The following is a 13286-nucleotide window of genomic DNA, read 5'->3' as shown; positions in this document are numbered from 1 at the left end:
TCAACGCAGACACAGCAGTTTTTATGTGGGTCAACATCTCTATCATTGGCTCCAGCTACATCAAATGTTCCCAAAAAATATAGAAGAGCTAATGCAAATTAGCCGCTATCGGTTGAAGGATTACATCAAAGGACAAAGAGCTATATCGCTTGCCCTATCTACCTTCTAGCTCGCTTGTCCCCCTCTCAGAAGTAAACCCCGTAGTCCACGTCGAGGATTACAAGCTTTACAGGTCTCCTGACCTCGCTTTTTTTCGGAAGACTTGAGAATTTCTTACTATTGGTTTTCGCGTATTTGTCCAGACTCGCTTAGATATACGAATAGGGGGGGGAAAGTAGATTTTCCTTGTTCCTAGAGAATTCGTGGCTAAATGCTTACCGCTCACTCCCCGTAGCGGAAATGCCCATTCGGCTGTGAACTATCGTTTCTCAGAGGTTCGTGTCAATTTTTTACAAAACTTTATGATTGATTTTGCATAATTCTCATGAAAACTAACGATAGAAAAACAAGGGAGATTCAAAGTTCAAAGTTCCTTTTTTCTGAAAATCTTCCACCATAGGTGTCCATTGGCAAAAGAAAAAACGAGTAGAGGCTTACCCCATGCAGTTATACCATAGAGAAGTACAAGCTTTCCAAATTCCCGTCCCTTGGCTACTAGGAGTTACCGTCGATTGTACGGCCTCCATTTCCAATCGAGATTTTGCGATTGCCAAGGATCAACTAATCAAATTTCTGGTCGCCACTCATCTACGAGGTCGATCTTTACCCGGTTTACCTTCCGATTTTGTATCCGTTACCGCTTTTAAAGATCGTCGAAATATTTTCGGACCGCCTCAGCCTTTAAATGTGGTTAAAATGGACAACGAAAGTCATGTAGCCGCCCTATGTCAGTGGGTTAATAACCTACGAAATGATGGTGGTAGTACCGCTCTATACGATGCGATTAAAATCGCCTCTTCCGAGTTGGTAACAATGGACAACTATCTTCCCTATCAATATTTAAAACTTGTCCTCGCTATCACGGACGGGGGTGATAATAACTCGAATACTAGGTTACAAGATCTGAGTTATTTTCTGAACTCTAATCTTTGTTTGTCAGTGATCGGTGTAGGGAGTTCGGCTAGTTCCCAACTGTCTTCGATTAGTCGATACGCTACCTCGACTCATTCGATCGGTAACTTTGGAGATCTATATCAAGCCATGACTATTTCTTTGGGAGTTGTTATCGAGCGTCAGGGATTGATTCAATTCTAAATCGGCCTACCGAAAAAGACTTCATGATCTTAAGGTTTGTTTGCGTAATCGCGGGTCACAGGTCAGATAGGAGAGTAGGGCGGTAGGAAATTCGGTAAAAATTCGGTTCGATCGCCCGAACACTCCGAACCCCTTGCGAGACTATAAGCGTACCACAAAGAACCGTACTATAAACCATTTTACTAATACATCAGAGAAGATTAATCGAAGCCAGTATCTAGCTCGATCTCTCTTCTCGTATTGGTGAATGCTCGTCCTAATTATCCATCGAAAATTCCGTTGTCCTTACCCACAGAGGAATTCTATGAACGCACAAAAAATTCAAGCCTTATTCAAAGTTCAGCGAAAAACCATGCCCCAAAAATTGTTTTGGCTAATGGTCGTTATTTCCTTGCTAATCTCCCTAGAGTATCAATCTGTACAAGCCTCGGTAGTGGATGCAAATTTTCGTTTCCCCTCTTCATCAAACTCCTACATCGCCCTCGCAAAAGGTTCTAGTCCTAGTATGAAGCCTGACTCGCTCAATAGTCCTCTCCTCGCCCAATCGACAAGCACTCAACCTAGCAATAACGGGCAACAAAATTTTGGGCAACAGGTAGTGTATCTGATTGCTGGCCTCTTCCTTTCTTGGTTCCTCTTGTTTCTCTTCGGTCCATTTTTATTTTTATTTGGGGTTGTGTTAATTGCCATCGGGCTATTCAATGCGAACCCTCCTTTGATTGGTGCTGGATTCGTCTATGTTGCCCTGGGGATGGCTGGTGTGTGGTTGAGAGGAGGAAATTAAGCAATATCTAACAAGAGTTAAACTTTAGGCTCTCTTGGCGTTATCGTGATCGACGAATCCGATCGAAGAAAGGACGTAGGGCCTACGCCCCCACCACCAACACCCGGCCCCCTGTAGGGTCGCAAGGCTTGCGCCCGACAAGGTTTGCGCCCAGAATGTAAAATGGTGAACATTTTTCACCCAATGTCCAAGAGAGTCAAGGTTTACCTCGCACTCCGGACTCAGATGTAATGAATTGAGCCTAGGTACTGAACCCAAGTTGCTAGTTACAATCTTCCTACCGAAGAAGACTTCATGGTTTCTTAAGATTTGTTTGCGTAGTCGCCCGTAATAAGTCAGATTAATTTTTAGGAGAGTAGGGCGGTAGGAAATTCGGTAAAAATTCGGTTCGATCGCCCGAACACTCCTAACACCCTACGGGCCTACAGCGACTCATCAACAATGTAAATTCAGCGGCTGAAACAAGGAGATTTATTCAATGACGACTACCCATAATGTTCCAGAAGCTCAAAACTATCCGAATTCCTCTTCAGATAAAAAATGGCAGGATTTTTTAGAATATTCTTATAAAAATCCCGAAAAATTTATAGAATGGATCGAACATGATCCCCGATACAAAGACATTGTTGCTAAGGCAAAGGAAAAGAAAATAGTGATTTCTGAAGAGCCTTCCTTATCTAAAAACATTTCGTTTTTCTTACGTTATCTGTTGATAGTTCCACCTAACAGCCTCTACGGTCGTGTAAAGGTTAATCCTCAGCTTGCGAGGTGGGCTGACGCTGTTGCGATAACACAATCTATCTCTAATATTTGGGATACCGCAACGGCTGTTCCTTTAGCATACCTATCAGTTGGTGGAGGCTTTTTAGGGTTCTTTTTTGCGGCATTAATTACTGTTATCGCTCAAACATTTAGCAACAAAACAGCCGAAATTGCCGCGGTTGGATGTCACAAACATCAACGACTGGCAGGAGGTGCGACTGTTGGATGGGTAGCCATGAGCGCTCTGTTAACCTTGATTTCTGGGTATGGTTCAGATATTGTTACCAATGGATCCTATCTAGCCGAATATCATGCAGACAAAATTGTCAAAGAAAACGTTTTGCCCAAATACGAACGCAATCTTAAAACGGCGGAAGCTAAAGTAAAAGATGCTCAGAAATTAATCCAAAAATGTGACGAACAATTCAAAGAATGGCAGTCCTTACCAAAGTCAAGTCCCGGTCGTGATGCCTTCTATCGTAAGTTAAACGGTCCCTTTGGAGTGAAGCCTAGTTATTGGGACAATCAACCAACGGCACAACTTCCTCTTTGCCCTCGATCTCTAAGATTAGAGCATGAAAGTAAAGAAGAGATAGCTAAAGCACAAAAAGCATTAAATCAAACAAAATCAAACATTGACGAGGCAGGGAAACCGATTGTCTATCTTCAACAGTTCCAACCTAAATTGTATGCAAGCGAGTTTACAGAGCAGGGAAATATTCGTTCGGGAGTTAAAATCGTTGAAATAGCGATAACGAGTTTTAATGAAAGATTACTATCGGGTAATTTAGGTTCTCTTGGATTTTCTCTAATCGGCCTCGGTATAAGTGTAATCACCACAGCGATGGCTGTCACATTAACAATGATACATCGCCGTTTGCCTTCTGTTGCAGATACATTTGATCGCTCTCTCCATAATGCACAGGAAGAATTTTTCCATGCCGTGGGCGATGGATTGAGAAACAAGCAGGGTAAAAACAATAGCGATCATCAAGATAGTTAACAAGCTTATCTGGCAATCTCCCGTATCACAATTCGTGATCCAATTCATTATCTAAGGGGAATTTATGACTATTTTTGAGCCTCGTTCTCGATCTCCCGTCGAGTTCTTCGATGCTTTGGTGAACAGGTTGAAGCCCTCTTCTAAAATAAAATCTCGCACAAGCCATCTATCCTATGAGTTATTGCTTTTACAGTTGGTTCTAGAGGATGTTAGAGAAACAGGACAATTAGAATATCCTGCTTTTGTCGATAGCCTCTCTCTTGTGAAGCCGAAAATTGAAACAGTATCCCAAGAAGAGTATCAACGTAATCTCCTATTCTTGCTGATAGAAAATGTACACGAGACCGGCATTTGCGAGTATCCTCCCCTACAACAGTGGTTACATGGAGAAAATTATATTTCCGTCCTACTCTCAAATTTAGATCGGGCTGTAAACGATATTAAGGAAGGCGTGGATCGATTAAGAGATATTATGCTCAATCCAGAAGCTCACGATCTCTTTGAAAAAATTCACGAGCCTTTTGATCGCCTACTCAAAGGAATGCACTATCTTGACAATTTACTCGATAAAGTTTGTGATTACAGGATCGATAATAAAGGTGAACAAAAAAGACCTTTATTAAACAAACTCATTCATCACCTCAAGTTCGGAAGAACTATTGCAAAAAGTAAAGACAGGATGAAATCCTTGAATTGCTTGGTGTTGGGTCATTACACAGAGTTAAACTTGAATCCGACAGACCCCAAATTAAGACGGTTGACTTTAAAGTATCTGCTCGAAGTTAAGTCTAACAGCACCCAATGGTCATCGATTATTCGGGACGAGTTACAAAAAGAGTTGAACAAACAGAACAATCACTTCTCTGTCAAGAGTTCATCTCGATATTAAGTTTGTTGTCTTGGAGACTTCACCAGTTGTCAATTTTTTTTAGGAGAGATTATCATGAGTTACAATTCTATGCCCTATAAAAATATCAAAGATATTCGCATTCAGCTAGAGCATCTTGGTCGTATCGTCAAGCGCACTCAAGAAAAAGAGTTTGAAAAAGGACAGGCATTTAAAAAGTTTTTTCCAATTCTTTTTATTCCAATTTTTGCGATCAATGCTTTGCGAATTTATTGGGCTTTCAGAGCTAATAAAGAACTCGATTACTTTCGCACAAAATTTCATATCAAACAATGGTATGTGATATTGTATGGTTTATTGTGGGGAGCATTTTGGCGTTTTTTTACTCCCTTATGTATAGAGTTTTTACAGCTTATAAGCTCCTTGCTGGAGCTTTCTAAAGCAAACTCCTCTAATTCAGGGGGTTCGGCATGGGATTTATTGGTAACTTACCTACAAAATCAATGTAACGAAAATACCATTGCGTTATTTTTTATCATTGTATTTCAGTTCTTTGGATTTGTCTGGTTCGGGCAACATATCATAGAAATCATGGATGATAAAGATGAAATCAATACAGCCTGATCATCCCAATACGGGCTAATCAATAATCCCCTTCTCCATCAGGAACCCGATTTAGCCCCGTAAAATGCCAGTTTTGCGAAGTTTTTTTACAGGATTTCACACCTCTATTCTCTAGCCTTCGATCCTCTCCATCTTGACATCGATTTTCCGTCCCCCTGCCTCCCCAGGAGCATAAGCACCCAGAAATCCCACAGGGTAAAGACTTCAGCCAACTAAACGGACATTCTCCGACCTCTTCACCGGATAAAATTCTTAAAAAAATGGACTCGATCCTACTTTCTTGCGTAAATTGAGAGACGACTACCGATTAGAGATAGGGTGCTATCTCGCAAGGAAGGAGAAAATCGATGCATGATCTAGAGAGGATAGTGGATGAATTAGCACTAAAGGCGAAAAGTTATCCTAAAGGCAGTAAGGATAGGGATAAATACTTGACCAGACTAACGAACGTGATCTGGCAATCCCGGCCAAGTTGTCAAAACAGCTATCAGTTACCCTATTCTATCTATATGGAACTACAGCAGGAAGCTATCCAGAAAGTCTTTCTCCGATTGTATGACCAAAAAATTGACGAATACGATCCCGCTCAAGGTCATCTTTTACATTGGTTTCGGGAAACACTCGGTTTTCGGTTTCAAGACATCTGCGAGGAGCATCTAAAGATTCGTCGTTTTCAAGAAAACAACAAAAAGAAACGAGTTCGGGATGAATCTCTTGATCAACCTGTATATCAAAATAATGATCCATCTAGTACGACTCCCCTAGACAACTTAGAGCAACCCGAAACTGCTCATCCTCGTCATAGAGAATATGAAAAACTCAGAGAACTAATTGAGCAAGATCCCACTGGAAAATTCAGGCAAGCTCACGTTGAAAAGCGTGAGGAGGTGACTTTTCAGGTGATCGCACTTGGCAGAATCGATGGGCGATCGTGGAATGACTTATCCGAACAATGGAATATAAAAGTTTCAGTTCTCTCATCATTTTATCAGCGCAATATTCAAAAGTTTAAGCAAATCTTTCGAGACCATCTTGACACTTGATGTAAATAGTCAAAACAAATTAAAGCAGAGGAGATTCTTACCATGAGCGTCGAAAACGAACAATTAACTTTTCCTGTTCCTTTGGGAATGTCGGATTTTAACTTTGCGAGAGAGTTTAGCGGACAACAGAAAAATACCGTCAAAGCTCGTCAGGTTTTGCTCAATACCTTAGCCGTCCGTGCCGTTGGTTTTTATTGTTGTAATTTATTGAGTGTAGAGACGGATTTTGAGAATAGTGATAGCTGGGACAGTAGCGCTCGAATCCTCATGGATGTAGCGGATTTAGAGATCAAGGGGTTAGGGAAGTTAGAATGTCGTCCTATCCAGCCGGGGGAAAAGGTTTGCTATGTTCCCCCGGAGGTTTGGGAAGACAGAATCGCCTACGTCATAGTAGAGATCGACGAAAAAGAGAAAATGGCAAATCTATTAGGTTTTGTCAGAAAAGTGGAAGCGGAACAAGTTTCCCTTGAGCAATTACAACCCTTGGAAGATTTGATAGATGTATTCGATTCTATTTCGCTTCAACAACGAATTGAACAAATTATACGAATCGAAAAACTTTTAGCTTCTGATTGGCTAGAATCAGAAAAAGTCTTAACAGCCAGTGGACGAAGTGGAAGATCTCGAAGGATCAGTCAGTCATCTCTTGATTCCTCGGCAATACTGTTAAATAAAGGAAAGTTAATTAGCATAGATGGACGGGACTTTGCTTTGATGGTTGACATCCGGCAACAGGAGAATGAACAAAATAAAGTTAAGGTGTCTTTTGAGTTAATTCCTGTCGGAAATATTAGAAGTTTACCTTCTGGGTTGGAATTCGCCTTACTAGCTCCCTCTGGCAAAATGTTAACCTCGGCGACCGCAAAACAAGGGGATAACTGCCTAAGAATTACTCCTATTTTTGATCTGGAAAAACTAGAACTTGCCAAACAAAATGGAAAACCCTATCAAATCAAAGTCACTTTTAATGGGAAAACTCATTCGGAAAGCTTTCCCAGTAATTGATTTAGAGCTTTTTTTTGAATTGGCGATGAGCGATTACAAAACAGTAGGAAAAAAATTATGCCGCAGGAAGTTGAATTTAATATAGTTACACAAGATATGCAGTCTTTTTTGATCGAGATCAGAATCAGCGATGATTCTAACTCATCCAGAAGTCGTAGAAGACTTTCTGTTCCATTTTATCCAGATACACTAAGGGACTCTCTTCAGCAATGGCAACAGGATTTCCAACTAATAGTCAATAATGGTAGAAGAACACAGGCTGCTGAAAATAACCAGAATATCATTGAGAATGAAGACGATGATGATGATTTACCCTTTGATGATTCAGATAACAATAGTTCGTACAATAATTGTTGGGAATCTTATGAAAACTTAACCACCGAATTGAACAACTGGCTTAATTCGGGGGAAGACTGGCAAAAGGTTCGGAATTGGCTAACTCAAGACCTGAAGAAATCAGAAGCCGAAATTCAAGTTACTATTCAAACCGATGATCTTCTGTTAAAACAACTTCCTTGGCAAGCTTGGGATTTATTATCTCAACACTACCCTCAAGCGGAAATCGCTATCGGACCCCCAGAATATGAACCCCCTGAAAAATGGGGAAAGATTAGACAACATCCCCAAGTTCGTATCTTGATGATATTAGGTTCCGATGACAACATTACCCTCGATGAGGACTCAAAATTACTGAACAGCGTCCGAGAACATGGTGCGACACTAAAATCTTTAGAACAGCCAACCTTAGATGAATTAAAAAACGTATTAGCTGAACCTAAAGGCTGGAATATTATCTTTTATGCCGGCCATAGTGAAACGAATGATGAAGGGAAAGGAGTTTTGCATCTCAATGAGCGGGAGAGCATCACTATTGATGATATAAAAGAACAGTTGGAAGTTGCTATACAAAACGGACTGTATCTAGCGATTTTTAACTCTTGTGATGGCTTGGGAATTGCCGCTCAATTGGCAGAGTTACGCTTACCGCAAAGTATCGTGATGAAAGAGGAAATTGATAATCAGATGGCGATCGATTTCCTGAAATATTTCCTCGATTCCTTCTCCCGAAACAAATCTTTATTTGTCTCGGTGGGTAACGCACGACAACATCTGCAAAAAACCTATGATAAACCAGAGAAATTTCCTGGAGGACATTGGCTACCCGTTATCGTTCCTAACCCCGCAGTTCCCTTAGCCACCTGGAAAGAGTTTTTATCCGAGTCCGAATTGTCTCTTATATGGCGTATTCTCCTAATTATAGGGGGAATAGTAGGAGTCTTGGGTTTACCTCTCAGCCTCCTTTATGAATTTGGTTCAGAGAAAGCTATATTCTACGCAAAACTATATCCCCATATTATCCTATATCCTTTTTTTATGTTTTGGGCGGCTCTATGGCTTGTTTATAAAGGTTTTACCCAAATTATCAACAGATCAGCCCGGGGTCTACAATTAGGCATATTAGCAATGTTAGCTATCTCTGTCGTACTTCTTGTGATAGAGATGAGTGGTTCCAATATGTTTCTATTAGAGCTTAATAAAACGGCTCAAGCAAGTATCGATCTATCAACTTTTAACAAAAACACGATCGCCGATATTCAAAAAATACCGAAAGATATTCTAGATACGCAAAAGATTTTTCAGAAAGACCACATCGTGATCAGTAAGGCAGTCCTTGAAGAATCCTTGTCTAACTATATTGCGATTAAAAAGGATGATCAGATCCCGGAAGAGCAGGCAAAAGGCTTTCATCAACTTATGGAAATTGGTTTAGATTATTTGACAACTTGGAAAGAACAAAAAAACTGGTCTTCTCTGAGCCGCGTGTTGTACGGTTATACTTTTTGGGCGATCACTTTTACAGGTTTATCATTTTTCGTTCTGTGGGTACAAAATCAAGATTTCAGAAAATTTTATAATCAAAGTAGATATTTTGAGTATTTAGTATTTGCTCAAGTAATGGTCGTCTTTTGGATTCCTTTTAGACTTTATTATGTCGTAAAAACCAAGAATATACTTTTTGGTTACACTGGTTTACAGTGGATGAAACCGTTAGAACCTTTTGTGTATTTAGTGATTTCCATTTTATTTGTCTTTACTCTTTGTCAAACGATTCGACAACAACATAAATATAGAATGCTTATTATAACAATAACAATTGTGTCGATCGGTGTTTCTCTGTGGATTGGCTATGGACTAACCGATATACTCGATCGAACCTTCTTTTTAAATACTCCTAACATCGGAACATGGATACTTGTCCCCATATTGACGGGACTAGCCATTTATCTGTTTTTCAACTACCAAGACAAATAATTTTGATTGCTGAATAAATCAGCAAACGGAGAAACTATGAACCGATTTTTATCTTTCCTATTCAAAGCCTTAGTTTTTGGCATCCCTGTAATCATTTTCCCTGCTAGTATATACTTAGAGTTTCGTGAAAATGACCGATGGATCTTCTATTGTCAGCTATATCCTCATCTCATCCTTTTTTCACTTTTGGCTTTTGGTGTTGTTCTAGTTAATCTTTATCAAGCTAGTGCTTTGATTCGACGACGATCAAGTTTTTTTAGAAACTGCTGTATCATGATTGTTATTTCAGCTATTCTGACATTTGTTGAAACTACTTCTAATAACATGATGTTGTTAGAACTCAACAATCAAGCGCAATCTACGATTGAACTTTCTCGAACGGCGATCAAACAAATTCAACAAATACCCGATAACATTATCGATGTTGATCGCATTATTAACGGAAACCAATTAACCATCAGCAAAGAAAACCTTGGAAAAGCTCTAATTAATTTTCGAGATCGCCAAACAAATCTGTCTCCAGAACAAAAACAAGGATACTACACATTCATGAAAAAAGGTCTATCATTTTCTACTTGGAAAAAACAAAATAATGTATTTTCCACAAGTAGAATATTTTATATTCTCTCCTTTTTTATTATAACTAGCGTTAGCTTAATCTTTTGGCCAATGCTTGTAATTTATGAAAGATCGGACATTCGAGATTATCACCGATACCTTAAATTACTAACAATTTCTTTCCTAGTATTTATGTTATGGATACCTCTGCGATACTATTATAATTTACTCACCTTAAATTTAGTTTTTGGCAATGATTATCTAATCGGAAGCTTGGATTTATTCGCCTTTTTGATCTATCCAGTGTACGGTTCTTTATTGGCTTGGAAAAATTATCAGAATCGCCCAGAAGATTTTAGAAGAATCTTTCTGATCGCAATTGCAATTTTTCTGGTAATTTTTGGAATCGTATTCCCCCATATTATTCCCAACATTGTTACTTATATTTTCGGGATCAATAGTGATGTGCTAACCTGGGGCATTTTACTGATTCCCAGTATTGTATATTACGGTTATCAAATTCATTTAACTTCTCATCAATGATCGCCATGAAAAAGAAACATAATGTAGTCACTCTGTATTTGATTTCTGCTTTTATTCTTTCCCTTTGTTCCTCTCTAACTGCCCAGGAATACACCAGTGTTTTTTATATCTCTAAAAGTGATAATGGCAACCAGGTTCACTACGGGATTCGCCTCGCCCCAGATTGTTCTCCGCAAGGCAGTAATCCCGTGTATCCCTACTGGAAACTGGAAAACAAAAAGACGGAAAATCTGCTCGAAATGGAACAGCCAGCTTTCGGTATTGCGAGTCAGTCTGTATCGGGAAATCAAGTAATCCTAGAAATCAATGGACTCAAAAATAATGGCATCAACCGACTGATTACCGTGAAAACCTTTCGCGCTCCTAATAATACCTGCCAGGCGAGAGCGTTTATTAAAATAAACCAAACTCCGAATCCCTTATCTCGCATCCATGTTACCCTTGCCAGTATTGTTCGCGTCCCTGGTATCGATATCGCCTTGGGTGGGAAAGTGAAAAGCCTGACTCTCATCGATACCCAACAAAACCAAGAAACTATCCCTTGTTTATCGAACTGTGAATTCGGTATTCAATTTGAAGAATATAGGACTTACGCACTGTACAATTTCACCATGATGTATATGAACGAAAATCCGTCGTTTCAGACTTTTAGCGATTAACTTCTGATCAATAGCGATCACTTAAAAATCATCAAAAAAGCACGTTAAAATGCCCGAAACCCATACCCCATATTTGGTCGATCCTGTCAATGCCTAAGTCCTAGAATAATTATCTTTTAAACGCTTTTCCACAGGATAAAATCCCCATGCTTCTCTCGAAACTACCCGCCCTTTCTCTCGGTCTAGCCCTCGCGACAATTCCGGTGAGCGCCTCGGCCAGTACCTTTAGTAATCTCTTCGCCTTCGGGGACAGTTTGACCGATAGCGGTAACGTGGCCATCGCCACCTACCCGAACTATCAACCCGTTCCCTTCGGTGGTTTGATGCCTTCCCTAGCGTACCAAAGCGGTCGCTTGACCAATGGGCCGACCTGGGTGGAAACCTTGGCAGCCCGTCTGGGGGTTAGCGCATCTCCGTACCTAGAGGGAGGGACGAATTTCGCATTCGGGGGCGCAAGAACTGGGCCTCTGGGAACCACCCCGCCGACTCCGCCCAGCTTACTAAACCAATTTGCCCTATTTCAAACGAGTACGGGGGGAATCGCCCCATCGAGCGCCCTGTACATGGTTTGGGGGGGGAGTAATAACGCTCGCGACGCGGCCGGACAGAAACTCGCAGGGGATAGTGCCGGGGCGAGCGCAACCTTGACGGTGGCAGTTGGCGATCTTATTACGATTATCGGGGGACTGAAAAGTGCGGGGGCTGTTCATATCCTGGTTCCCAATCTGCCAGATTTAGGGCTGTCACCAGAGGCGACGCGGGGGGTGTCGGGGGCGAGCGCAGCGGCCACGGCGGTTAGCGTGGAGTTTAATGCCCTTTTACGGAATTCATTGACAACTTTTCGCAATGATCCGACGCTCAATCTGATCGAGATCGATACCTTTAGTTATTTTGCCTCGATCACCAATTCGCCTGGTAGTTTCAGCTTAACAAACACCACCGCTCCCTGTGTGGATCTGACGACGGTTTGCACGAATCCGGATGAATATTTGTTCTATGATGGACTTCACCCCACCGCCGCAGTTCACCAGCAGTTCGGCGCGTTCGTAGGCACTCAGGTGGTGGTGGTTCCCGAACCGGGCGGGATTACCGGGATCTTGCTCGTTACGGGGATCGGTGCTTTGGTGACAAAACGAAAAGGAACGGGTTCGACTCGCTCGACCGTCGCTCGACTTCCCTGAATTGTTCCTCCTAATGGGACTTAGACAAAAAACAAATCGATAAAAGCCTCAACTCCAATCCCCGCTTGGGATTTACTTCGAGAAGCCCAAAATCGCTGAAACCCAGATATATCAAGGAAAATCATAAATCGAGGTTAACCCTTTGTCCCGTAATGGTTTGAGCCTTTTTTGCTGACCGAAAACGCCTAAGTCCCACTAATAAGCTAAAACGCACTTAAACCACCTAAAATAGAAATAGTAACTTGAGAAAATTCCTACTTATGCCAGCCAAAGATTTCCTAGACTTAGAAGAAAAGAAAAACTTACAAAAAGCTCTTAAAGAAGAAGAAAGAGCAGAGGTTAGGGAAAGAATTTTAATGTTTCTCTTGCTAAACGACGGAAAAACTCAACGAGAAATAGCTGAGTTTATTGGCTGTTCACTCAAAACAGTCGCCCCTTGGTGTGTTCATGGCGATTCTAACAATCTAGAAAGTCTAGAAGATGGGAGAAAAAATGGAAATCATAAAAAAGCCCCAGAGGAATATATTAATTTACTATTGAAAATAGTTGATGAAGACCCGAAAGAATTGGGATAGGAATTCGGGAGATGGACAGCGGCAAGATTAGCAGAGCATCTAGAAAAGGAAACAGGAATTAAACTGAGTGGCTCGCAAGTGAGAAGAATATTGAGAAGAAAAAAGTATGTGTATATCTGGGCGAAATCTAGTCTA

The 13286-nt window shown here is 40.9% G+C and carries 11 protein-coding genes and 1 pseudogene; all 12 read left to right on the top strand.

Annotated elements, in window-relative coordinates; genetic code table 11:
- Nucleotides 1-600: 600 nt before the first annotated feature.
- Nucleotides 601-1254, top strand: coding sequence for a VWA domain-containing protein (locus IM515_RS00980; RefSeq protein WP_002786652.1), 654 nt, complete (start codon nucleotides 601-603; stop codon nucleotides 1252-1254).
- Nucleotides 1255-1558: 304 nt separating this feature from the next.
- Nucleotides 1559-2038 (top strand): hypothetical protein, encoded by a 480-nt coding sequence (locus IM515_RS00975; protein WP_052278317.1) that lies wholly within the window; start codon nucleotides 1559-1561, stop codon nucleotides 2036-2038.
- A 478-nt stretch (nucleotides 2039-2516) separates the two neighbouring features.
- Nucleotides 2517-3803, top strand: coding sequence for a hypothetical protein (locus IM515_RS00970; protein ID WP_287627053.1), 1287 nt, complete (start codon nucleotides 2517-2519; stop codon nucleotides 3801-3803).
- A gap of 64 nt (nucleotides 3804-3867) precedes the next feature.
- A complete protein-coding gene (locus tag IM515_RS00965) occupies nucleotides 3868-4692 on the top strand; it encodes a hypothetical protein (RefSeq protein WP_052278315.1) in 825 nt (274 codons plus the stop codon).
- Nucleotides 4693-4746: 54 nt separating this feature from the next.
- Entirely contained in the window at nucleotides 4747-5274 is a 528-nt protein-coding gene (locus IM515_RS00960) for a hypothetical protein (protein WP_287627052.1), read from the top strand.
- Between the two features lie 347 nt (nucleotides 5275-5621).
- A complete protein-coding gene (locus IM515_RS00955) occupies nucleotides 5622-6317 on the top strand; it encodes a hypothetical protein (RefSeq protein WP_287627051.1) in 696 nt (231 codons plus the stop codon).
- Nucleotides 6318-6359: 42 nt separating this feature from the next.
- Nucleotides 6360-7322, top strand: coding sequence for a DUF1822 family protein (locus tag IM515_RS00950; protein ID WP_287627050.1), 963 nt, complete (start codon nucleotides 6360-6362; stop codon nucleotides 7320-7322).
- Between the two features lie 57 nt (nucleotides 7323-7379).
- Nucleotides 7380-9635, top strand: a complete 2256-nt coding sequence (locus tag IM515_RS00945) for a CHAT domain-containing protein (RefSeq protein WP_287627049.1) — start codon at nucleotides 7380-7382, stop codon at nucleotides 9633-9635.
- Nucleotides 9636-9671: 36 nt separating this feature from the next.
- The gene (locus IM515_RS00940) at nucleotides 9672-10736 is read left to right on the top strand and encodes a hypothetical protein (protein ID WP_128575343.1); all 1065 of its coding nucleotides are present in this window, start codon (nucleotides 9672-9674) and stop codon (nucleotides 10734-10736) included.
- A 5-nt stretch (nucleotides 10737-10741) separates the two neighbouring features.
- Nucleotides 10742-11395, top strand: a complete 654-nt coding sequence (locus IM515_RS00935; protein WP_170863929.1) for a DUF4833 domain-containing protein — start codon at nucleotides 10742-10744, stop codon at nucleotides 11393-11395.
- Between the two features lie 146 nt (nucleotides 11396-11541).
- Nucleotides 11542-12576 carry an SGNH/GDSL hydrolase family protein gene (locus IM515_RS00930; RefSeq protein WP_287627048.1) on the top strand — a complete coding sequence of 345 codons (1035 nt, stop codon included), beginning with the start codon at nucleotides 11542-11544 and terminating at the stop codon, nucleotides 12574-12576.
- Nucleotides 12577-12836: 260 nt separating this feature from the next.
- Nucleotides 12837-13286: pseudogene (locus IM515_RS00925) on the top strand (IS630 family transposase); the annotation flags it as partial.

It is taken from the genome of Microcystis sp. M44BS1 (genome assembly GCF_020244875.1).
GTDB classification, from domain to species: Bacteria; Cyanobacteriota; Cyanobacteriia; order Cyanobacteriales; family Microcystaceae; genus Microcystis; species Microcystis panniformis.
Note: the sequence above shows the minus strand (reverse complement) of the source record. Positions and strands in the feature narration are given on the sequence as shown.